Source organism: Vibrio splendidus, from assembly GCF_001557875.1.
In the GTDB taxonomy this organism is placed as follows: domain Bacteria; phylum Pseudomonadota; class Gammaproteobacteria; order Enterobacterales; family Vibrionaceae; genus Vibrio; species Vibrio splendidus_F.
On record NZ_LNRF01000014.1, the window covers coordinates 31,165 to 53,128 of the forward strand.

At 45.0% G+C, this 21,964-nt stretch carries 23 protein-coding genes; 1 reads left to right on the forward strand and 22 read right to left on the reverse strand.

Translation table 11 applies throughout. The features are described 5' to 3' along the window. Positions 1-36: 36 nt before the first annotated feature. On the reverse strand, positions 37-951 hold the full coding sequence (gene punR / locus ATB74_RS21695; RefSeq protein ID WP_017067697.1) for a DNA-binding transcriptional activator PunR: 915 nt from the start codon (positions 949-951) through the stop codon (positions 37-39). A gap of 163 nt (positions 952-1,114) precedes the next feature. Between punR and punC the strand changes: the two genes are divergently transcribed. Beyond that, on the forward strand, positions 1,115-2,326 hold the full coding sequence (punC, locus tag ATB74_RS21700; protein WP_017063021.1) for a purine nucleoside transporter PunC: 1,212 nt from the start codon (positions 1,115-1,117) through the stop codon (positions 2,324-2,326). Between the two features lie 71 nt (positions 2,327-2,397). Here the strand turns inward: punC and ATB74_RS21705 are convergent, their stop codons facing one another. The 21 genes from ATB74_RS21705 to rpmH all read right to left on the reverse strand — a co-directional run bounded on the left by ATB74_RS21705 (position 2,398) and on the right by rpmH (position 21,933). Continuing rightward, entirely contained in the window at positions 2,398-4,017 is a 1,620-nt protein-coding gene (locus ATB74_RS21705; RefSeq protein ID WP_061019724.1) for a sensor domain-containing diguanylate cyclase, read from the reverse strand. A gap of 220 nt (positions 4,018-4,237) precedes the next feature. Continuing rightward, complete coding sequence (gene glmU, locus ATB74_RS21710) at positions 4,238-5,596, reverse strand: bifunctional UDP-N-acetylglucosamine diphosphorylase/glucosamine-1-phosphate N-acetyltransferase GlmU (RefSeq protein WP_048610853.1); 1,359 nt, start codon at positions 5,594-5,596, stop codon at positions 4,238-4,240. Positions 5,597-5,778: 182 nt separating this feature from the next. Then, positions 5,779-6,201, reverse strand: a complete 423-nt coding sequence (locus ATB74_RS21715; RefSeq protein ID WP_004735742.1) for a F0F1 ATP synthase subunit epsilon — start codon at positions 6,199-6,201, stop codon at positions 5,779-5,781. Between the two features lie 18 nt (positions 6,202-6,219). Continuing rightward, entirely contained in the window at positions 6,220-7,623 is a 1,404-nt protein-coding gene (gene atpD / locus ATB74_RS21720; RefSeq protein WP_048610850.1) for a F0F1 ATP synthase subunit beta, read from the reverse strand. Between the two features lie 34 nt (positions 7,624-7,657). Then, on the reverse strand, positions 7,658-8,524 hold the full coding sequence (gene atpG / locus ATB74_RS21725) for a F0F1 ATP synthase subunit gamma (RefSeq protein WP_016794171.1): 867 nt from the start codon (positions 8,522-8,524) through the stop codon (positions 7,658-7,660). A gap of 48 nt (positions 8,525-8,572) precedes the next feature. Beyond that, entirely contained in the window at positions 8,573-10,114 is a 1,542-nt protein-coding gene (atpA, locus tag ATB74_RS21730) for a F0F1 ATP synthase subunit alpha (protein ID WP_010433235.1), read from the reverse strand. Positions 10,115-10,127: 13 nt separating this feature from the next. Next, on the reverse strand, positions 10,128-10,661 hold the full coding sequence (gene atpH / locus ATB74_RS21735) for a F0F1 ATP synthase subunit delta (protein WP_009848122.1): 534 nt from the start codon (positions 10,659-10,661) through the stop codon (positions 10,128-10,130). A 15-nt stretch (positions 10,662-10,676) separates the two neighbouring features. Next, the gene (gene atpF / locus ATB74_RS21740; protein ID WP_010433231.1) at positions 10,677-11,147 is read right to left on the reverse strand and encodes a F0F1 ATP synthase subunit B; all 471 of its coding nucleotides are present in this window, start codon (positions 11,145-11,147) and stop codon (positions 10,677-10,679) included. A gap of 58 nt (positions 11,148-11,205) precedes the next feature. Beyond that, entirely contained in the window at positions 11,206-11,463 is a 258-nt protein-coding gene (gene atpE / locus ATB74_RS21745) for a F0F1 ATP synthase subunit C (RefSeq protein ID WP_004411110.1), read from the reverse strand. A 49-nt stretch (positions 11,464-11,512) separates the two neighbouring features. Then, complete coding sequence (gene atpB / locus ATB74_RS21750) at positions 11,513-12,310, reverse strand: F0F1 ATP synthase subunit A (protein ID WP_009848124.1); 798 nt, start codon at positions 12,308-12,310, stop codon at positions 11,513-11,515. Between the two features lie 8 nt (positions 12,311-12,318). Further along, complete coding sequence (locus tag ATB74_RS21755) at positions 12,319-12,708, reverse strand: F0F1 ATP synthase subunit I (RefSeq protein ID WP_060983471.1); 390 nt, start codon at positions 12,706-12,708, stop codon at positions 12,319-12,321. A gap of 192 nt (positions 12,709-12,900) precedes the next feature. Beyond that, the gene (locus tag ATB74_RS21760) at positions 12,901-13,782 is read right to left on the reverse strand and encodes a ParB/RepB/Spo0J family partition protein (protein WP_061019725.1); all 882 of its coding nucleotides are present in this window, start codon (positions 13,780-13,782) and stop codon (positions 12,901-12,903) included. A gap of 23 nt (positions 13,783-13,805) precedes the next feature. Then, positions 13,806-14,579, reverse strand: coding sequence for a ParA family protein (locus ATB74_RS21765; protein WP_019825554.1), 774 nt, complete (start codon positions 14,577-14,579; stop codon positions 13,806-13,808). 14 nt (positions 14,580-14,593) lie between these two features. Then, positions 14,594-15,226, reverse strand: a complete 633-nt coding sequence (gene rsmG, locus ATB74_RS21770; RefSeq protein ID WP_017058801.1) for a 16S rRNA (guanine(527)-N(7))-methyltransferase RsmG — start codon at positions 15,224-15,226, stop codon at positions 14,594-14,596. Next, positions 15,226-17,121, reverse strand: a complete 1,896-nt coding sequence (gene mnmG, locus ATB74_RS21775; protein WP_060983468.1) for a tRNA uridine-5-carboxymethylaminomethyl(34) synthesis enzyme MnmG — start codon at positions 17,119-17,121, stop codon at positions 15,226-15,228. Before mnmG ends, rsmG begins: the two co-directional genes overlap by 1 nt. 482 nt (positions 17,122-17,603) lie before the next feature. Continuing rightward, the gene (gene mioC / locus ATB74_RS21785) at positions 17,604-18,038 is read right to left on the reverse strand and encodes an FMN-binding protein MioC (protein ID WP_060983467.1); all 435 of its coding nucleotides are present in this window, start codon (positions 18,036-18,038) and stop codon (positions 17,604-17,606) included. Between the two features lie 50 nt (positions 18,039-18,088). Continuing rightward, on the reverse strand, positions 18,089-19,450 hold the full coding sequence (mnmE, locus tag ATB74_RS21790) for a tRNA uridine-5-carboxymethylaminomethyl(34) synthesis GTPase MnmE (protein ID WP_061019746.1): 1,362 nt from the start codon (positions 19,448-19,450) through the stop codon (positions 18,089-18,091). A gap of 130 nt (positions 19,451-19,580) precedes the next feature. Then, on the reverse strand, positions 19,581-21,203 hold the full coding sequence (gene yidC / locus ATB74_RS21795; protein ID WP_060983466.1) for a membrane protein insertase YidC: 1,623 nt from the start codon (positions 21,201-21,203) through the stop codon (positions 19,581-19,583). 2 nt (positions 21,204-21,205) lie between these two features. Beyond that, complete coding sequence (gene yidD / locus ATB74_RS23965) at positions 21,206-21,463, reverse strand: membrane protein insertion efficiency factor YidD (RefSeq protein ID WP_004735802.1); 258 nt, start codon at positions 21,461-21,463, stop codon at positions 21,206-21,208. Then, positions 21,430-21,753, reverse strand: a complete 324-nt coding sequence (gene rnpA / locus ATB74_RS21800; RefSeq protein ID WP_017055478.1) for a ribonuclease P protein component — start codon at positions 21,751-21,753, stop codon at positions 21,430-21,432. Before rnpA ends, yidD begins: the two co-directional genes overlap by 34 nt. Positions 21,754-21,798: 45 nt before the next feature. After that, positions 21,799-21,933, reverse strand: a complete 135-nt coding sequence (rpmH, locus tag ATB74_RS21805; RefSeq protein ID WP_004735800.1) for a 50S ribosomal protein L34 — start codon at positions 21,931-21,933, stop codon at positions 21,799-21,801. Between the last annotated feature and the right edge of the window lie 31 nt (positions 21,934-21,964).

Consider the following 21,964-nt stretch of genomic DNA (forward strand, 5'->3'; position numbering starts at 1 on the left):
CTCAAACTTGAAAAGGATCTTCTTGTAAACAGATCATTAGATCGCCTTGCGATGATCCAACCAATCTTGGTGAAGTTGCTCACTCGATCCTAGGTACTTCACCATCCATTCGATCAGTTTATGGTTATCGTCTTTTCGCCAGACCAAACAACAATGACTCTGCGGGCTCGGTTCAGGCAGTATTTTTTCCACCAGCAAGCCTTGCTCGATAATTGGCGCGGCAATGTGCCTCGGCATATAACCCACCCCGACTCCATTCTTAAGACATTCAATTGCGCTATACCAATTAGGTAACAACAGGCGTCTTTGACTTGAGTAGTGGCCTGTGTGTCGCTTAGGGAGCACGCTAGAGGTATCGTCCAAACATATTGCGGGATACTGGCTAACAAATTCTTCATTGAGGTTTTGCTCTCGCACACACGGGTGGCTTGGCGACATTACAAACGCCCAATCTAGGCGTCCCATATCTTTAACCTCAAAGTCGCCACCGACCGGAATCGCCGAGGTCGCACCAATCACAATATCCGCTCTGCCCTGTGCAATCGCTTCCCAAGAGCCATTAAACACCTCCATGTTGATCTGAAGCTCTGCAAACTCAAAGGTTTGGTAGAACTCTTCAATCATCGGCTTCATCTTGTCGAGCTTAACCACGTTATCGAGCGTTAGGCGCAAGGTTTTCTTCCAGCCACGCGCCGCTCGGCGAGTCTGAGCACTGACCTCTTCCATCTGTCTCAGTAACGCACGTGCCTCTTCAATGAACAATTCACCTGCAGGTGTCAGCTCTACTTTTCTTGGTAAGCGTCTGAAAAGTAGAACATCCAGTTCTTGCTCAACCTGCCTAACACCATAGCTGATCGCCGATGGTACTTTGTGCAATTGTTCTGCCGCCGCAGTAAAACTGCCTAAGCGAGCAACCGTATCGAGCATTTCTAAAGAGGATTTTGAGAACATAAGCCTTCAAATTTTTTGATTGATAACCACATATTTTAGCGTTTTATTTTATCAGGTCTGAAAAATAGAATGTCAGCATAAATAAACAGGGGCTTTCACCTCTGTATATCAAACAATTTTTTTGATGATAAAAACATCACTACCTTTAGCTTAATGGCATCTTATGAATATTTCTAAATTTCAATTGGTCTACCTTGCAGTTCTTTCAATGCTTGGCTTTATTGCGACCGATATGTACCTTCCTGCATTTAAGGCAATGGAAGTTGATTTCGCAACCGGCCCAGAGCAGATTGCTCTGTCTCTAACGGTATTCCTTGGCGGTATGGCAATGGGTCAGCTTCTTTGGGGTCTGGCGAGTGACAAGTATGGTCACCGCAATACGCTGGCGGTTGGTCTTGTTATCTTTACTGCAGCTTCATTCGGCTTAGCATTCAGCACCGAGGTATGGCATCTACTGACCCTGCGATTCATTCAAGCGATCGGCGTATGTGCCCCAGCGGTAATCTGGCAAGCAATGGTTATCAAGCGTTACTCGCAAAGCAGTAGCCAGCAAATTTTTGCAACCATCATGCCTTTGGTTGCGCTATCTCCAGCACTAGCACCTCAGCTAGGTGTGTTACTGGCGGATAGCTTTGGCTGGCACAGCATCTTCATCACATTAACCTTGATGGGTGCACTGCTAGTGGCGACAACAATGGCTCAACCAAAAGAAGCGCCTGAAGTAAAACAGACATCGATTAAGACAGACATCAAGATGTTGCTTAAATCAAAGCCTTACATGGGTAATGTTTTAATGTTTGCATCTGCATCTGCAGCGTTCTTCGCTTACCTAACGGGTATGCCAGAGATCATGGCTCAGCTAGGTTATGAAGCAAAAGATATCGGTTTGAGCTTTATCCCACAAACAATCGCGTTCATGGCGGGTGGTTACTTCGGTAAGCAAGCGGTGAAGAAATATGGCGATGGCGTTGTACTAAGAAACCTTATCGGTTTGTTCAGCGTAGCGGCGATGCTTATCTTCATCGCATCACAATGGGAACTGACGTCAATCTGGCCTCTACTTGCGCCTTTCTGTTTGATTGCTGTAGCAAACGGTGCACTTTACCCAATCGTAGTAAACCGCGCCCTATCAAGCGCTAAACAGAGCCCTGCGACAGCTGCTGGTCTACAAAACAGCCTGCAAATCAGCATCAGTGGCCTATCAAGTGCATTGGTCGCAGCAATGGCTAGCCAAGCACTAAGCGCGACAGGTATCGCGGTTGTAATCTGTTTGGGTGCATTGTGGGTTGGTTATATTGTTTCGAACAAAGAGCTTTCTGAACACTTCGCGACACCTGATAACTCTCGAGTGGTCGCTGACGAGAAACAAGACTAGTTTCTAAGTTAACGAAAACAAAAAAGAGCGAGATTACTCGCTCTTTTTTTATATCTAAATTTTACTTCTACTTATTTAACAGCAACTTCACCATCGACTACTTCTAACGCAGGCGCTTTATGACGGCTGTATTCATCATAGTTAACCACTCGGCTGCGGCCCATATCTTTCGCCATGTACAAAGCATTATCGGCCATCTTAACCAGAGATTCGGTATCAGACGCTGGCTTAGGATAAGTCGCCACACCAATTGAAACACCCAACTGACCTAATGACAGACCTTTATGTTCAAGGTGCATTGAACGCACCGCATCACACAAGGTTTGACCAAACTCCGTCGCTTCTTGCATTGAATAATGTGGAAGCAGTACCGCTAACTCCTCACCACCGAGTCGGCAAGCAATCTCGTCTTCGCTGACACTCTGTTTGAGTAGCGCACTGATCTCTTTCAATACGAAATCACCCGCATCATGACCAAAGTTATCATTGAAGCGTTTGAAATGATCCAAATCGAGCATCAATAGCGATAATGGCTGCTCGCTGGTGGCCGAATTCATTGAGTGCTCTTCTAGTTTTTGTTCGAAGAAACGACGGTTGAATAAACCAGTCAGCGGATCGCTTAATGCTTGTGAGCGAAGCTTCTCTTGCAGGCTCAAGTTAGCCAATGCTAAGCCTAAGTGCTCTGAAACGCTGAACGCCAATTGCTCGGTAATGGGATCTATCTTGATGTCACCAACACCGAAGTAAAGGTGCATGATGCCGATGGTGTTGCCGTGTGCCGTTAACGGAATACACAGGGTTTGATTGTTTTCCATCTCATGCATGTGACCACAGGTCAACGAGTGGAAATCATCATTCGATTGATGTGCACGTCCTTTACGCAGTGACCAGCACTCTTCTGGAGCAAAGCTCGCGCTTCCCGGCCAAGTCTCCCCCCAATCGAGCTGAGTGATCAACTGGTTACGCGATGCGCGCATCAAAGAAACACTGCCGTTCACGTTACCGAGAATTCGCGGCAAGATATCCGACACGATCTGTTGGGCTTCCACCATGTTGTTACACGCGGCAAGCATATTCGCGAGGCGGTGCATTAACTCGATTTCATGGGTTCGTTGGCGAATGCGCTCATCTTGCTTCTTCTGTTCTTCCTCCACTCGATGAACAATTTGGCGGTTGCTCACGTAAGAGGTGCCGATCAAGAAGCTCAAACTCAGTAACACCATACCAACCAGAATTCCCATCAATTGGAAATTCATCTGTTTCAGTTGATGCATTGGCGAAGAGATCACGATAACGAAGTCTTGCCCGTTAATGCTCTCTTTCATTGAATAGTAGATTCGGTCGATGGAGGTCACGGTACTAAAACGGACATCGCTGCCGGTACCTTGTTGAAGGGCTTGCTTGAATTCAGGGCGGTTACCGTGATTTTCAACTCTAGCTAGTGCATGGTCTGAAAGATCCGTATCACCAATCACGACGCCATCGGGACTGATCACTTGGATTCGGAGTCGAGTGTTGGCTTGCGTTAAGTCTCCGATGTAATCATCGACATCCATATCAGCTGTAAATAGCTGACTATCCTCACGAATTTCATAGATAACGTCTGACATCAAAGAGACAAGATGATCACGCTCATTCTCAACAACCAGCTTTTCCAACGTTACATAAAAGCCATAGAGACCTATTAACATTGAAAAAGACAAAATAATGATCGGCAATGTTTGCCATTTCTTTTCAACCAATATCACCGTACATCAACCCATTTATACCGAACCACCGCCTGAATATTAACAATCTATTAAAAAAATACAATTGCCAAATTGATTATTTTGTTAGCAGTGAGTGACCGATACAAAAAAGCCAGTAGCGATGCTACTGGCTTTCTTAACAATATCTTTTGAACGTTAGAGATTATTTCTTAGTTGGACGTTTCCAATCAGCAATCTTACGTTCTTTCGCACGGCTGATAACCAGCTCATTTTCAGAAACATCGCGTGTTACTGTAGAGCCAGCACCAACAGTTGCACCATTACCAATCGTAACAGGCGCGATTAATTGACTATCTGAACCAACGAATACGTCGTCGCCGATGATGGTCTTAAACTTATTCGCACCATCGTAGTTACAAGTAATTGCACCCGCACCCACGTTTACGCGCTGACCAATTTCAGCATCGCCTAGATACGTTAAGTGGTTCGCTTTAGAACCTTCGCCAAGGCGAGTGTTCTTCACTTCGACAAAGTTACCAACGTGCGAGTTATTACGCATGTCAGCACCAGGACGTAAACGAGTGAAAGGACCAACCGTACAGTCTTCACCAACTGTTGCACCTTCAATCACGCTGTATGGGCGAACAATGGTGTTGTCATCGATCTCACAGTCTTTCAATACACAACCAGTGCCGATAATCACGTTGTCGCCAATGCTGACGCTGCCTTCGATGATAACGTTAGTGTCAATCTCAACGTCCATACCGCACTGCAGTTCACCACGTAGATCAAAGCGGCTTGGGTCGCGTAGCATTACGCCTTGCTTCAATAACTTGTCTGCTTGCTCAGCTTGGTAAGCGCGCTCTAGACGAGCCAGTTGAGAGCGGTCGTTTACGCCTTCCACTTCAATTGGGCTTACTGGGTGTACCGCTTCAACTGCACGACCTTCGTCGTGAGCCGCTGCGATAACGTCAGTCAGGTAATATTCACCCTGTGCGTTGTCGTTACTTAGGCCAGACAACCAGCGCTTGAGATCGCCACCAGTCGCCACCATAACGCCAGTGTTGATCTCTTTGATAAGCTTCTGCTCATCCGTTGCATCTTTCTGTTCAACGATAGCCACAACAGGGCCATTACGACGAATAATACGTCCGTAACCCATTGGGTTGTCTAACACGACAGTAAGTAGCGCGATGCCACCGTTTGGTTGAGCGTCTAATAGGTTTTCAATGGTTTCAGGTGAGATCAGTGGAACATCACCGTAGAGCACCAATACTTTTTCATCATCAGCGAAATGTGCAGATGCTTGATCCACAGCGTGGCCTGTGCCGAGCTGTTCAGCTTGCAGTGCCCAGTTTACAGATTCTTCAGCTAAGGTAGCCTTCATCTGATCACCACCGTGGCCGTAAACCAGGTTGATGTTTTGAGCGCCTAGACCATTACATGTATCGATAACATGCTTCACCATTGGCTTACCCGCAAGTGTGTGCAGAACCTTTGGTGTGTTTGAATACATGCGAGTGCCTTTGCCCGCCGCGAGAATTACCGCGCTAAACTTCATTGTAAACCTATCCAACGTTATTTTTATTAAGCCGATATTGTAACCGTTTTTGGGCAAAAAATTAAATCGCAATAACCATTTAACCAGTAGTGATACGTAAAAGAAGCATTTTTGAGAATCTAAAAATACAAAAAGGCGACCCTTAGGTCGCCTTTATCTCAGAGTCTATAATCTTAAAAAGATTAACGACGCTGTTTTGTCAGTTCGATAACTCGTAACTGAGCAATGGCTTTAGCCAGTTCACCGGCCGCTTGTGCGAAGTCTATGTCGCCATGCTGATTTTGGATATTCTCCACAGCCTTGCGTTTAGCTTCTTCCGCCTTTGCTGCGTCTAGCTCTTCACCACGGATAGCTGTATCAGCCAGTACAGTCGCTGTACCAGGCTGAACTTCTACCATACCACCAGAAACATAAATGATTTCTTCGTGGCCGTGCTGCTTAACAATACGCACCATACCAGGCTTGATAGCGGTCAGCAGTGGAGTATGACCATGGAAAATACCAAGCTCACCCTCACTACCGGTCACCTGAAACGTCTCTACAAGGCCTGAGAAAATTTGTTTCTCTGCACTTACAACGTCTAGGTGAAAGGTTATTGCTGCCATATCGCCTCCTAGTTAGCCTTATAGCTTCTTAGCATTCTCGATAGCTTCGTCAATTGCACCACAGTACATGAACGCTTGCTCTGGAATGTCATCGTATTCACCAGATAGAAGACCTTGGAAGCCACGTAGAGTCTCTTTAAGAGGTACGTAAACGCCTGGGTCACCTGTAAATACTTCCGCTACGTGGTAAGGCTGAGTTAGGAACTTCTCAATCTTACGAGCACGAGATACAACTTGCTTATCTTCTTCAGATAGCTCGTCCATACCTAGGATAGCAATGATATCTTTCAGCTCTTTATAGCGCTGAAGAGTAGACTGAACGCCACGAGCGATGTCGTAGTGCTCTTGTCCAACTACCAATGGATCCAGTTGACGTGAAGTAGAATCTAGCGGGTCGATCGCTGGGTATAGACCCATAGATGCGATGTTACGGTTAAGTACAACCGTTGCATCCAAGTGAGCGAACGTTGTTGCTGGAGACGGGTCAGTCAAGTCATCCGCTGGTACGTATACCGCCTGTACAGACGTGATAGAACCAGATTTAGTTGACGTGATACGCTCTTGTAGAACACCCATTTCTTCAGCTAGTGTAGGTTGGTAACCTACCGCAGAAGGCATACGACCTAGAAGTGCTGATACTTCAGTACCTGCTAGTGTGTAACGGTAGATGTTATCAACGAACAATAGAACGTCACGACCTTCGTCACGGAAGCGCTCTGCCATTGTTAGACCAGTCAGTGCAACACGTAGACGGTTACCTGGTGGCTCGTTCATCTGACCGTAAACCATCGCTACTTTTGATTCTTCAGGTTTTTCGATGTTTACAACACCTGCTTCCTGCATCTCAAAGTAGAAATCGTTACCTTCACGAGTACGCTCACCTACACCTGCAAATACAGATAGGCCTGAGTGTTGAAGTGCGATGTTGTTGATAAGTTCCATCATGTTAACGGTCTTACCTACACCAGCACCACCGAATAGACCGATTTTACCACCCTTAGCGAATGGACAAATCAAGTCGATTACTTTAACACCAGTTTCTAGAAGAGCTGTCTCGTTAGACTGCTCTTCGTAGCTTGGAGCTTCACGGTGAATGGCGTAATGCTCTTCAGCACCAATCTCGCCACACTCATCAATCGCGTCACCTAGGACGTTCATGATACGACCCAATGTCTTAGTACCTACTGGTACTGAGATTGGAGCGCCAGTATTTTCAACTGTCAAACCACGACGTAAACCATCAGAGCTACCCATTACGATTGCGCGAACTACGCCACCGCCAAGTTGTTGCTGAACTTCAAGAACTAGACGTTCTTGTACTTCATTAACATTCAGAGCGTCGTATACACGAGGTACTTCACCCTGTGGGAACTCTACGTCGACTACCGCACCGATGATCTGTACGATCTTACCTGTAGCCATCGTTAATCCTCTAACTATTTAGTTTTACCTAAGCTTAAACCGCAGCTGCGCCTGAAACGATCTCAGAAAGTTCTTGTGTAATCGCCGCTTGACGCGCTTTGTTATACACAAGTTCTAAGTCATCAATAATGTCACCAGCGTTATCTGTTGCTGATTTCATTGCAATCATTCGAGCCGCTTGCTCACAAGCAAGGTTCTCAACCACACCTTGGTACACTTGAGATTCGACATAGCGAACCAATAGTGCATCTAGTAGTGGTTTTGGCTCGGGCTCATAAATGTAGTCCCAAGAATGACTGCGTTTCATTTCTTCGCTGTCTGATTTAGGCAAAGGAAGTAATTGATCGATCGTTGGTTCTTGAACCATAGTGTTTTCAAACTTGTTGAACACTACGAACAGGCGATCTAATTCGCCTTCATCATATTTCTTCAGCATAACGCTTACAGAGCCAATCAAGTCTTCAAGGCTTGGACGATCGCCCAGACCAGAAACTTGAGCTGCTACTTTCGCGCCGCTGTTGTTGAAAAATGCTGTCGCTTTTGAACCTACAATTGCAAGTTCAACGTCAGCACCTTTCTCAGACCAATCTTTCATGTCGTTCATGGCTTTTTTGAACAAGTTAATGTTCAAACCACCACAAAGACCACGGTCTGTAGAAACGATGATGTAACCAACACGTTTGGCTTCACGTTCCTCAAGATAAGGATGCTTATACTCGAGGCTACCATTAGCCAAATGACCGATCACTTTACGCATTGTTTCTGCATATGGACGAGTAGCTTCCATTGCGTCTTGAGAACGACGCATTTTTGAAGCTGCTACCATTTCCATTGCTTTCGTAATCTTCTGTGTGCTTTTAACACTACCGATTTTATTACGTATCTCTTTTGCGCCGGCCATCGTTACTCTCCGTTAATGGTATGAGGTGGCCCTAAGACCACCTACCAATTACCAGGTCTGGGTTGCCTTGAAATCGTCAACAAGCTTCTTCAGCTCAGCTTCGATTTCTTTATTGAAAGCACCCGTTGTGTCGATCTGTGTTGCTAGATCGGCATATTGACCACGAGCAAACGACAGTAAAGCAGCTTCAAAGTCTAGAACTTTAGAAAGTTCAACGTCTTGAAGGTATCCACGCTCTGCAGCGAAGATTACTAGAGCTTGGTCAAATACAGACATAGGAGCGTATTGCTTCTGCTTCATCAGTTCTGTAACTTTTTGACCGTGGTCTAGCTGCTTCTTAGTCGCTTCATCAAGATCCGAAGAGAACTGAGCAAATGCTGCAAGTTCACGGTATTGAGCTAGAGCAGTACGGATACCGCCAGATAGCTTCTTGATGATTTTAGTCTGCGCCGAACCACCTACACGAGAAACTGAGATACCTGGGTCAACAGCTGGACGTACGCCCGCGTTGAATAGCTCAGTTTGTAGGAAGATCTGACCATCAGTAATCGAGATTACGTTCGTTGGTACGAATGCAGATACGTCACCAGCTTGCGTTTCGATGATAGGTAGAGCAGTTAAAGAACCAGTCTTGCCTGTCACTTCACCGTTAGTGAATTTTTCTACGTATGCTTCGCTTACACGAGCAGCACGCTCTAGTAGACGAGAGTGAAGGTAGAAAACATCACCTGGGAACGCTTCACGACCAGGTGGACGCTTAAGTAGTAGTGAGATTTGACGGTAAGCTACAGCTTGCTTAGATAGATCATCATAAACAATCAGTGCATCTTCACCGCGATCACGGAAGTATTCGCCCATCGCACAACCAGCATACGGTGCAAGGTATTGCAGCGCTGCAGATTCAGAAGCAGATGCAACAACAACAACAGTGTTTGCTAGTGCGCCGTGCTCTTCTAGTTTGCGAACTACGTTAGCAATAGTCGACGCTTTTTGGCCGATAGCTACGTAGATAGAGAAAATACCAGAATCTTTTTGGTTAATAATCGCATCGATCGCCATTGCTGTTTTACCAGTCTGACGGTCACCGATTACTAGTTCACGTTGACCACGACCGATAGGGATCATTGAGTCAACAGACTTGTAACCAGTTTGAACAGGTTGATCTACCGATTTACGGTCGATTACACCTGGTGCGATAATTTCTACAGGCGAAGTCAATTTAGCTTCGATTGGACCTTTACCATCAATTGGCTCACCTAGCGTGTTTACAACACGACCAAGCATTTCAGGACCTACTGGTACTTCTAGAATACGACCAGTACCTGTAACTTTCATGCCTTCCTGTAGGTCAGCATACGGGCCCATTACAACAGCACCAACCGAATCACGGTTCAAGTTTAGTGCTAGAGCGTAACGGCCACCCGGTAGTTCGATCATTTCACCTTGCATCACGTCCGCTAGGCCGTGGATGCTAAGGATGCCATCGCTTACAGAAACGATAGTACCTTCATTGCGAGCTTCACTAACAACGTCGAAAGATTCAATACGTTGTTTAATTAGATCGCTAATTTCAGTGGAATTAAGTTGCATGCTCCAATCCCCATTAAGACTGCAATGCATCGCTCAGGCGGTCTAAACGACTGCGCGCTGAGTTATCGATGACTAGGTCTCCGGCTCGAATAATAACTCCACTAAGTAGAGTCTCATCTATACTGCAATTCAGCTGAACTTTGCGCGCTAAGCGCTGTTCCAATTTGCTGCTGATCTCTGCGCGTTGTTCTTCAGAAAGTTCTACCGCTGAAGTTACTTCAACGTCGATCTCTTTCTCATACTCTTTTTTGAGTATAAAGAACTCTTTACAAACATCAGGAAAAGCCATTAAGCGGCCATTCTCTGCCATCACTTTAATTAAGTTCTGACCGAATTCATCAAATTGTTCGCCACAAATTACAATGAATACTTCAGCTAATTTTTCAGCAGTCATAGAACCGCTTAATAAATTATGAACATCATCATTTTGTGCCACTTCGGCAGCAAAAGTAAGCATCTGACCCCATTGGTCTAGCTCACCTTTATCTACCGCAAAGTCAAACGCTGCTTTAGCATAGGGGCGTGCGATTGTAGTCAAATCAGACATATACAGCCCCTTGCTTTAAAGTTTTGCAGTAATGTTGTTAAGAAGATCATCGTGTACATCTTTATCGATTGTACGCTCAAGGATTTTCTCAGCACCAGCTATAGCCAGAGTTGCGACTTGTTTGCGCAGGTCATCACGGGCACGTGTACGCTCTGCTTCAATTTCTGCTTCAGCTTGCGCTAAGATTTTCTGGCGTTCTGCCTGAGCCTCTTCGCGTGCTTCATCAATAATTTGAGCTTTACGTTTGTTTGCCTGATCAATAACCTCAGTTGCAGTGCGCTTTGCTTCTTTCATTTGCTCAGAAGCGTTGGCTTGTGCCAGGTTCAAGTCTTTAGCAGCGCGTTCAGCGGCTACTAGACCGTCAGCAATTTTTTTCTGACGTTCTTCAATTGCTTGCATGATTGGTGGCCATACATATTTCATGCAGAACCAAACAAACAATGAAAAAGCAATTGCTTGACCTAACAGAGTTGCGTTCATATTCACAACAGCTACCCCTCGTTAAGAATCAACTACAAAAATTTAATTAACTATTGAGAGTTAATTAGCCTGCTAGTTGACCAACAAATGGGTTAGCAAACGTGAATAGTAGTGCGATTACGATACCGATCATTGGAACAGCATCCAGTAGACCAGCGATGATGAACATCTTAACTTGTAGCATTGGAGCCATTTCAGGTTGACGCGCAGCGCCTTCTAGGAATTTACCACCAAGAATAGCAAAACCAATTGCAGTACCTACGGCACAAAGACCAACAATAATAGCAACAGCGATTGCTGAAAAACTTAGTACAGTTTCCATTTACGTTCTCCGATTAACATTAATAGTTAGAATAAAGCTTAAAAATTTTTTAGTGATCACTATCTTCATGAGCCATTGATAAGTAAACGATTGTCAACATCATGAAAACAAACGCTTGAATCAAAATAACCAAGATATGGAAGATAGCCCAAGGTAGTGCACCTACCCATTGTAAATACCACGGTAGCATTGCCGCGATAAGAATAAACACCACCTCACCCGCAAACATATTACCAAATAAACGCATACCTAGAGATAGTGGCTTCGCTAGTAACGAAATTACCTCAAGTACCAAGTTAAATGGAATCATGATTGGGTGATTAAATGGATGCAGTGCCAATTCTTTAGCAAATCCGCCTAGACCTTTTACTTTGATGCTGTAGTAGATCATCAGAGCAAAAACACCTAAAGCCATTGCCATTGTTATATTAACATCAGCAGTAGGAACCACTTTCAAGTAAGGGATACCTAGCCAATGCTCTGCAGGATATGGTAAGAAATCGATAGGCACTAAGTCCATCAAGTTCATAATGATAATCCAGCAGAATATAGTCAGTGCTAGTGGGGCAATCAGAGGGTTGCGGCCATGGAAAGTTTCTTTAACGTTGTCACCAACGAATTCCACTACCATTTCAACAAAACACTGAAGCTTACCAGGTACACCTACTGTTGCTTTCTTAGCGACTGAGCGAAAAACCCAAAGGAATAACATCCCTGTCAACACCGAAAAAAACAGACTGTCTATATGTACGTTCCAGAAACTTGTCTCCTCTACAAGACCAAACTTAGCTAAAGAAAGGTTTTGTAAATGGTGTTCAATGTATCCGGATGCTGTTGGCGCAGCCATAACTCATCCTATTTTTTATTGTTAATGAAAAGCACTGGCGCAAAGATATTAATACCTAGAACCAGTAAATAGGTCAGTTTGAGGGGAATTAATTCCACCTGCATATACATGTAGACAATAGAGAATAGTAGAACTGTGATTAGAATTTTTAGCGCTTCGCCTGCATAGAACGACGCCGCAACTAACTTAGTTGCGCGAGCTCCACAAAATAGGAAAGCACACACACAAAAAACTACATTCGCGATGACAAAAATACCGCCACCGATTAATGCAGCAAAACCCCAATCAGGATTAACAGCTAAACCTAACCCTACCGCCACTAATATAACCGCGCTAAGCTCGATCAATAACATTTGCTTTGCAAGCACTCGTCCTGGTCTTGCTAACGCCGCTACCATGTATTCGTTCCTCTTTTAAGCCCACTTTACCACTCGCTTAAAAGCGTGCCGAGAAATTGGCGAAAATTATACGTTCAGCCAAATTGATTGCAACAACAACGCAGCAATCATTTACATTTTTGCATACAAACCGACAACTTTTGTACGAAATCACTTTTTTATTACATAATTGACCTAAATCAATTATCTCATTTAGTACTCTAGTTTAGCAATAAGTTGCTCTAATTTGTGAGGCTCATCAATAGTAATTATTACTTTTGACTTACCGCTAACAGAACGAGTGACTGAAACGTTTGCTTGCAATTTTTCCGTGAGTCTTCGTGAAAGTTCGATAGCTTCTGTGTCTTCAGGCTTCGATTCTGGCTCAACGTCTGGTTTTAAACACTTTTTAACAAGCTGCTCGGTTTGACGCACGGTCATTTTTTTGGTCGCTGCAGTGTTTGCTGCTTCAACCTGGGTATCACCTTCAAGCGCAAGTAATGCTCGAGCATGCCCCATTTCCAGTTGTTTATTTGAAACTAAACCTTTTACTTCATTTTCTAATTGATTTAGACGTAATAAGTTACTAACCGTCGCTCTCGATTTACCAATCACTTCAGCGACTTGTTGGTGTGTCAGTTCAAATTCGTTCTGTAAGCGCTCTAGCGCTTGTGCTTCTTCGATGACATTCAGGTCTTCACGCTGAATATTCTCAATCAATGCCATCGCGATCGCAGCCTTGTCTTCGACTCTCTTGATCAGACATGGCACTTGTTTAAGGCCAGCTTGACGAGCCGCTCTCCAACGACGTTCACCAGCAATAATCTCAAACTGGTCGTGCGCCAATGGGCGAACAACGATAGGTTGGATAATGCCTTGAGATTGAATTGATGCAGCCAGCTCTTCTAGCGCTTCAGGCGCAATATCCTTACGCGGTTGATATACACCAGGCTTCAAGCAACCAACAGCCAGTTCGATAAGCTCACCATCAGCCGACAACGCCTGACTATGAGAAGCAACTTGCTGTTTTTCACGAGCCAATGAGCTAGTTGCAAGCAATGCATCTAGCCCTTTTCCTAAACCACGCTTAGACATTGAGCGAATTCCTTTGATTGGACCTATACTGGGACTTCTTCACGACGCAACATTTCGCCTGCAAGAGCAAGATAAGCCTTAGCTCCTGCGGAATATTTGTCGTAGTACATTGCTGGCTTGCCGTGACTTGGGGCTTCTGCCAGACGCACATTTCTAGGGATCACAGTTCGGTAGACTTTGCTACCAAAGTGTTTTTTGAGTTGATCAGATACTTCGTTCGATAAGCGGTTGCGAGGATCGTACATAGTACGCAGAAGACCTTCGATCTTCAGGTTCTCGTTTACAACAGCCGCTAGCTTACTGATGGTATCCATCAATGCAGTCAAACCTTCCAAAGCAAAGTATTCACATTGCATAGGAACCAATACGGAGTCGGCCGCAGCCATCGCGTTGATTGTAAGAAGGTTTAATGAGGGTGGGCAATCAATAAAGATGAAATCATAGTTATTGCGAATGGATTCGAGTGCGTTTTTTAAACGAACTTCACGAGCAAACACTTCCATCAACTTGATTTCTGCTGCAGTAACGTCACCGTTCGCGGCGATGAGGTCATAATTGCCAGACGTACTTCGGCAAACTACTTCATCAAATGGGGTGTCTTCAACCAACAAATCGTAAGCAGTTGCTTCAACTTGATACTTGTCGACACCGCTCGCCATAGTGGCATTACCTTGAGGATCGAGGTCAACAACCAATATCTTGCGTTTTGTTGCCGCCATTGATGCTGCTAAATTAATGCAAGTTGTTGTTTTTCCTACGCCACCCTTTTGGTTGGCAATTGCTACGATTCTACCCACTATGGCCTCGCTGATTATCCCTGACGCGATAAAGTAACTAGATGACGCTCTCCATCAAGCTCTGGCACTTGCAAAGCTTTAATGTCTGTCACTGAACACCATTCAGGTAACAGGTCGATTTCATCTCTAGGATGTTGTCCCTTAAGAGCCAAAAATACACCGGATTGCTCTTTAGGTAAATGGTGACACCACTCTACCATGTCTGTCATTGACGCAAATGCACGACTGAGCACTGCATCAAACTTTTCTTCTGGTTGAAACTCTTCAACGCGACTTTGAACTGGTACCACGTTGTCGATACCCAATTCATGAATCACCTGTTTGATAAAACGAATACGCTTACCTAGGCTGTCTAGCAAGTAAAACTCGCAGTCTGGATTCATGATTGAGAGCGGAATCCCAGGAAGACCAGGTCCCGTGCCAACGTCGATAAAGCGCTTGCCTTGTAAGTGAGTGCTAACAATGATGCTATCTAAGATATGTTTCACCATCATTTCTTGCGGGTCACGAACAGATGTTAGGTTATAAGCTTTGTTCCACTTGTTCAGTAACTCAACGTAGCCAACCAATTGACCACGTTGTTTTTCAGATACTTCAAGTTCAGTCTGGCCAATCAGGTGATCCAGTTTTTCGCGTAATGCGCTCATTATGCTTCCTCACCCTTTTTCAACAGGCCGTGTTTTTTCAAGTAAACCAACAGAATTGAGATTGCTGCAGGTGTAATACCTGAGATTCGCGAAGCAATACCAATTGAGTCAGGCTTAGCTGTCGTTAGTTTAAGAACCACTTCGTTAGAAAGTCCTTTCACCTTGCTGTAATCGATATCAGCAGGCAGTTTGGTGTTTTCATGACGCAGTGATTTTTCAATTTCGTCTTGTTGACGCTGAATGTAACCATCGTACTTCACTTGGATCTCAACTTGCTCAGACGCTTGTTGATCTTCCAATGCAGGACCAAAACGATCCAGTGCAGTTAGCTGTGAATAAGTCATTTCCGGGCGACGAAGAAGATCTTCACCACTCGCTTCACGAGACATTGGTGTTTTCAGAATTTGGTTCAGTTGATCAATATCTTCAGATTTTGGATTAATCCATGTTTCTTTCAGACGTTGACGCTCCTTCTCCATGTTTTCCATCTTCTCGTTAAAACGAGACCAACGAGCGTCATCGACAAGGCCAAGTTCACGCGACTTTTCAGTCAAACGGATATCAGCATTGTCTTCACGAAGCAGCAAACGGTATTCCGCGCGAGACGTAAACATGCGGTAAGGTTCTTTGGTACCCATAGTCGATAGGTCGTCAATAAGCACGCCCATGTAAGCTTGGTCACGACGCGGACTCCAGCCTTCTTTGCCTTGAGTAAACAAACTCGCGTTCAGACCCGCCATTAAGCCTTGTGCAGCTGCTTCTTCGTAGCCAGTGGTACCGTTGATTTGACCCGCAAAGAATAGACCTTTGATAAACTTAGTTTCGTAAGTCAGCTTAAGGTCGCGAGGATCAAAGAAATCGTACTCAATCGCATAGCCAGGGCGAACGATATGAGCATTTTCAAAACCCTTCATCGAACGAACAATTTGAACCTGTACATCAAAAGGCAGACTGGTAGAGATACCATTCGGGTATAGCTCATGAGTCGTTAGACCTTCAGGCTCAATAAAAATCTGGTGGCTGTTCTTGTCAGCAAAACGCATCACTTTGTCTTCAATCGAAGGACAGTAGCGAGGGCCAATACCTTCAATCACACCCGCATACATTGGGCTGCGATCGAGATTAGCGCGAATTACGTCATGCGTATTTTCATTGGTATGCGTGATGTAACATGGAATTTGACGAGGTTGTTGAGCTCGGCTACCCATGAACGAGAAAACAGGCGTCGGGTTATCACCGTGCTGAACCTCAAGCTCAGAAAAATCAACGCTACGCGCATCGATACGAGGAGGTGTACCTGTTTTCAGGCGATCAACTCGGAATGGAAGATCACGAAGACGGTCAGCCAATGCGATCGATGGTGGATCACCAGCACGGCCACCAGAAGAACTTTCCATACCTATATGGATCTTTCCGCCTAGGAATGTGCCCACAGTCAGAACCACAGCGCTTGCGCGGAACTTAAGGCCCATCTGTGTTACCACACCCACCACTTGATCCTGTTCAACGATCAAATCATCAACCGACTGTTGGAATAAAGTCAGGTTTGGCGTGTTTTCAAGAACATTACGAACAAAGGCTTTGTAAAGTGCGCGGTCAGCTTGTGCACGAGTAGCACGAACCGCAGGGCCTTTTGATGCGTTCAACGTTCTGAACTGAATACCTGCATGATCAATAGCTTGCGCCATTAATCCACCCATTGCATCGACCTCTTTTACCAAGTGGCCCTTACCGATCCCGCCAATGGCTGGGTTACAAGACATTTGTCCTAGTGTATCGATATTATGAGTAAGTAATAACGTACTTTGACCAGTACGTGCAGATGCGAGTGCGGCTTCCGTTCCTGCATGGCCACCACCAACAACGATGACGTCAAATTTTTCGTGATAAAGCATGAACCGACCTCAGGTATTCAAACGTTTTCTAGATTGATAAAAAGGAGCGATATTCTACCTGTTTTCATAGCCTGAGAAAACGTTTTTGGGATTTTTCGAAAAAGCTGTTTTTAATTAATATAGATAAGATCTTTAAGGAGATCTTTTATTAGATCTATTATTAGGGTCGAGGGTGTCTGTGGATAAGTCGAAAATGATCAACGAGATCATGGATCTTTTTTGGATCAAATGATGTGATCTAACTTTGATCAGGATGAGGATTAGCTGGGATCAAAATGGCTACTTATTCACAGGGGGAAATTAGCCTAAAACTTGTTATTTGGATAACTATAGGTTAATCACCGTATATGTATGATCTTATCCACAGCAGAAATTGAAAATAGATCGCTAATTTTCGATGTTTTTGAAAAAAAGTTATTCACAATCGCGATGTTCAGAGACAAAAAAAGCGGCATAAGCCGCTTTTTGAGAGAAGAGAGAGGTTAAAACTGGTCGCTATGATCGCTGAACCAAGCTTCTGCTGCGTCTTCTGGTACCGGAGTTTCCAATACATCGATGGTAAAACAGTCAGAAATAGGCTGAGCACCGAGCTCTTTCATCTGGCTGTGGACTGATTTTCCCGCCAAACAGAAGGTATCGTAACTCGAATCACCAAGCGCCACGACAGCAAAGCGAACCTGGCTTAAATCTGGAGATTGCTGGGTCAATGCGTCGATAAACGGCTTAATATTATCTGGAAATTCACCCGCACCATGAGTTGAAGTTACCAGCAACCAAAAGCCTTGTTGGGGAATATCATCGAATTCAGGCTGGTTATGAAGGGTGATCTCGTGGCCTTGCTCTTCAAGAAGATCATTAAGGTGATCGCCAACGTACTCTGCACCACCTAAGGTGCTGCCTGTAATAATGTGGATCATTAAGCTGTCCTTACTAAAGAAAAAGGCCAGCATGAGCCGGCCTTTAAAGGTTATTTACCAATACAGAAAGAGGTGAAGATACGGCCGAGTAGGTCATCGGAACTGAACTCACCAGTAATCTCGTTAAGGTGTTGCTGCGCTATACGCAGTTCTTCTGCCAAAATTTCCCCTGCCATATAGCCTTCGAGCTGTTGCTGGCCAATATCTAGATGCTCAGATGCGCGTTCTAGGGCATCTAAGTGGCGACGACGTGCCATGAAGCCACCTTCATTGCCACCAGCAAAGCCCATGCAATCTTTTAAGTGATTACGTAGTGCATCAACGCCTTGTCCCGTTTTTGCTGACAGTCGAATCAGAGTTGGATCATTAACATGGCAAATTCCAAGATCTTCACCTGTTTGATCGGCTTTGTTACGAATCACGGTCATTCCGATATTATTCGGCAGACGATCAACGAAATCGGGCCAGATATCTTTCGGGTCGGTTGCATCGGTAGTGGTGCCATCGACCATAAATAAAACGCGATCGGCTTGGGCAATTTCTTCCCAAGCGCGTTCAATACCGATTTTTTCTACTTCATCCGAGGCTTCACGCAGGCCTGCGGTATCAATTATGTGCAGTGGCATACCATCAATATGGATATGTTCACGCAGGACATCACGCGTGGTGCCAGCAATATCAGTCACAATCGCGGAGTCTTTACCCGATAATGCATTCAGTAAGCTCGACTTACCGGCATTAGGACGACCTGCAATCACCACCTTCATGCCTTCACGCATGATGGCACCTTGATTGGCTTCTTGGCGAACCGCTTCGAGGTTGTCGATGATAGCTTGTAAGTCAGCGCTTACTTTACCGTCAGCAAGGAAATCAATCTCTTCTTCTGGGAAGTCGATAGCGGCTTCAACATAGATGCGTAAGTGAATCAGAGAATCCACCAGCGTATTAATGCGTTTTGAAAACTCACCTTGCAGCGATTGCAGGGCTGATTTCGCCGCTTCTTCTGAACTGGCATCAATGAGATCGGCAATGGCTTCTGCTTGGGTTAAATCCATCTTGTCGTTCAAGAAGGCACGCTCCGAGAATTCACCTGGGCGTGCTGCGCGTAGCCCTGGAATCGCGAGGATGCGTTTGATGAGCATATCCATTACCACAGGGCCACCGTGGCCTTGTAGCTCTAATACGTCTTCACCGGTAAACGAGTGCGGGTTAGGAAAGTAAAGCGCGATGCCCTGGTCTAGCTCTAAACCATCGTGAGATTTAAAAGGGGTGTACTCAGCGTAACGTGGTTTTAGCACTTTGCCGGTAACTTCAAGCGCAACTTGGGCTGCTTGTGGGCCTGAAACGCGAATAATACCGACGCCGCCACGGCCGGGTGCAGTCGCTTGAGCAACAATCGTATCTGTAGTCATAGTTGTGCCTGCTAGCATGTGAAAGCCAAAAAGGGGCGCTCACGATTAATCAATTAGCTGAATTGTAATCAGCTAAAAACAAAAAGGCGACCTTTTGGTCGCCTTTCTTTATCTCTTTCTATTATCGAACTTACTTAGAATGTAAGCCTTTCTTTTCCAGCGCGCGGTAGATAAGCGTTTGCTGAATCAGAGTTACGATGTTCGATACTAGCCAGTAAAGAACCAGACCTGAAGGGAAGAACAGGAAGAAGAATGTGAACATAACCGGCATAAAGGTCATGATCTTCTGCTGCATTGGATCCGTTACAGTTGTCGGGCTCATCTTCTGGATTAGGAACATTGAAGCACCCATCAGAAGTGGCAAGATGTAGTATGGGTCTTGTGCTGAAAGGTCAGTAATCCAACCGAAGAACGGTGAGTGACGCAGTTCAACAGACTCCATTAGTGCCCAGTATAGCGAAATGAAGATAGGCATTTGCAGAAGGATAGGTAAACAGCCACCTAGTGGGTTTACTTTCTCTTTCTTATAAAGCTCCATCATTTCTTGGCTCATGCGTTGACGGTCGTCGCCAATACGCTCACGCATTGCAGTCAGCTTAGGCTGAAGCATACGCATTTTCGCCATAGACGTGTACTGAGCTTTCGTTAGTGGGTACATAGCACCACGAACGATGAAAGTTAGACAGATGATTGCCAGACCCCAGTTCACAACGATGCCTTGAATGAACGAAAGCAGAGTATGAAGTGGTTTAGCAATAAACCATAACCAACCGTAGTCAACTACTAGGTCTAGGTTTGGTGCAACAGCAGCCATTTGGTCTTGAAGTTTAGGACCAACCCAAAGCGTTGCTTTGAAGCTTGCTTCGTCACCAGTAGCAATGGTCTTGTTCGGCATGCGAACACCGATATCGCCAAGGTTACCAATTACACGAGTGTAAAGGTTGCTGCCTGCTTCGTCGCGTGGAATCCAAGCACTTGCAAAGTAGTGCTGAATCATCGCTGCCCAACCTTGACCGTTTGCTAGGTTAAGAGACAGGTTGCGATCTTGCATATCGTCGAAGCTGTATTTTTTGTAACGCGTATCTTCCGTAGAGTAAGCACCACCACGGTAAGTTGGCATTGTTAGACTACCACCGTCATCCATAACGTTTTGACGTAGGTGAGCGTACATGCCGAATGTTGCGTTATTGCCAGAGTTGTTGATTACATCGTATTCAACGTCAATCGCGTAGCTGCCGCGTTTAAGTACGAATGTTTTTGTGTAATCAAGGCCGTTCGCTTGGTAAGTCATTGGGATGCGTAGTTCATCTTGACCTTCAGCTAGCGTAAAGCTATCTGCTGAAACCGTGTAGCTAGGGCGGTTAGTGCTGCTTAAATCGATACCTTGAGGACCCACTAGACCGCTTTGAGCGATAAATTGGTGACCTGGTTCGTTTTTAAGAAGAACAAACGTATCTTCAGAATCGAACTCAGCAGAGTAATCGTTTAGGTTTGCTTTAACGACATCACCACCAACCGTATCAATTGACAGAGTCAGTACATCAGTTGTTACTGTGATAGTTTTAGCAGAAGAAGCAACTTGACCAGGAGCCGGGTCTAGATCATCTGCATAAGATGGCGCTGGTAGGGTGCTGCCAGATTGTGCCTGCTCAACCGCTTGTGGTGCTGGATTCTGAGCTACGTTCCATTGTTGGAACAGTAGGAAAGAAACCAAAGCCAATGCGATTAACAGGATATTACGTTGAGAATCCATCGTTATTTATCTCTGTCTTGTTTTTGGACTGGTGGAACGGGGTCAAAGCCCCCTTCGTTCAAAGGATGGCATTTTAATAGACGTTTGCCTGATAACCAACACCCTTTTACAAAACCGTGAGCTTTCAACGCTTCTATCGCATATAAAGAGCAGGTTGGAGTAAATCGGCAGCGTGGGCCGATGAGTGGACTAATAAACCATCTATAAAAATAGATGGGTATTAGCGCTATCCACGCGAAGGGCGAGACAGGCGAAGCCATAATTTGTCGAGTAGCTTGAACATTTCTTCATTGCTTAAATCTTGCGCGCTCTTCTTTGCGATTACAACAAAATCTTTGTTAGGAAGTTTGTGTTGAGTGTTACGAAAGCTTTCACGAGTAAGACGCTTGAATCGGTTACGACCCACGGCGGTTTTAATCTGCTTTTTCGGAACGGCTAATCCAAGGCGAGGATTTGAAAGAGAGTTATTTCGGGCAATGATGGTGAAATGAGGGGAGCCAGCTCGATGAGCTTGCTTGAAGACATTTTGATAATGTTCGGGAGTTAACAAGCGTAACTCCCGACCGAAGGCTAGCTTATTCAAAATAATCAAAGATTACTTAGAAAGACGCTTACGGCCTTTTGCACGACGTGCATTGATTGTTGCGCGACCGTTCTTAGTAGCCATGCGAGCACGGAAACCGTGAGTACGCTTACGCTTTAGAACTGTAGGTTGAAAAGTGCGTTTCATTGTAATTACCTTACTGATCAGTAGTTTTAGG

Coding starts and splice junctions, on each gene's coding strand:
- punR (WP_017067697.1), bottom strand. CDS start 951: ATGTTCTCAAAATCCTCTTTAGAAATGCTCGATACGGTTGCTCGCTTA.
- punC (WP_017063021.1), top strand. CDS start 1,115: ATGAATATTTCTAAATTTCAATTGGTCTACCTTGCAGTTCTTTCAATG.
- ATB74_RS21705 (WP_061019724.1), bottom strand. CDS start 4,017: ATGTTAATAGGTCTCTATGGCTTTTATGTAACGTTGGAAAAGCTGGTT.
- glmU (WP_048610853.1), bottom strand. CDS start 5,596: ATGAAGTTTAGCGCGGTAATTCTCGCGGCGGGCAAAGGCACTCGCATG.
- ATB74_RS21715 (WP_004735742.1), bottom strand. CDS start 6,201: ATGGCAGCAATAACCTTTCACCTAGACGTTGTAAGTGCAGAGAAACAA.
- atpD (WP_048610850.1), bottom strand. CDS start 7,623: ATGGCTACAGGTAAGATCGTACAGATCATCGGTGCGGTAGTCGACGTA.
- atpG (WP_016794171.1), bottom strand. CDS start 8,524: ATGGCCGGCGCAAAAGAGATACGTAATAAAATCGGTAGTGTTAAAAGC.
- atpA (WP_010433235.1), bottom strand. CDS start 10,114: ATGCAACTTAATTCCACTGAAATTAGCGATCTAATTAAACAACGTATT.
- atpH (WP_009848122.1), bottom strand. CDS start 10,661: ATGTCTGATTTGACTACAATCGCACGCCCCTATGCTAAAGCAGCGTTT.
- atpE (WP_004411110.1), bottom strand. CDS start 11,463: ATGGAAACTGTACTAAGTTTTTCAGCAATCGCTGTTGCTATTATTGTT.
- atpB (WP_009848124.1), bottom strand. CDS start 12,310: ATGGCTGCGCCAACAGCATCCGGATACATTGAACACCATTTACAAAAC.
- ATB74_RS21755 (WP_060983471.1), bottom strand. CDS start 12,708: ATGGTAGCGGCGTTAGCAAGACCAGGACGAGTGCTTGCAAAGCAAATG.
- ATB74_RS21760 (WP_061019725.1), bottom strand. CDS start 13,782: ATGTCTAAGCGTGGTTTAGGAAAAGGGCTAGATGCATTGCTTGCAACT.
- rsmG (WP_017058801.1), bottom strand. CDS start 15,226: ATGAGCGCATTACGCGAAAAACTGGATCACCTGATTGGCCAGACTGAA.
- mnmG (WP_060983468.1), bottom strand. CDS start 17,121: ATGCTTTATCACGAAAAATTTGACGTCATCGTTGTTGGTGGTGGCCAT.
- mioC (WP_060983467.1), bottom strand. CDS start 18,038: ATGATCCACATTATTACAGGCAGCACCTTAGGTGGTGCAGAGTACGTT.
- mnmE (WP_061019746.1), bottom strand. CDS start 19,450: ATGACTACAGATACGATTGTTGCTCAAGCGACTGCACCCGGCCGTGGC.
- yidC (WP_060983466.1), bottom strand. CDS start 21,203: ATGGATTCTCAACGTAATATCCTGTTAATCGCATTGGCTTTGGTTTCT.
- yidD (WP_004735802.1), bottom strand. CDS start 21,463: ATGGCTTCGCCTGTCTCGCCCTTCGCGTGGATAGCGCTAATACCCATC.
- rpmH (WP_004735800.1), bottom strand. CDS start 21,933: ATGAAACGCACTTTTCAACCTACAGTTCTAAAGCGTAAGCGTACTCAC.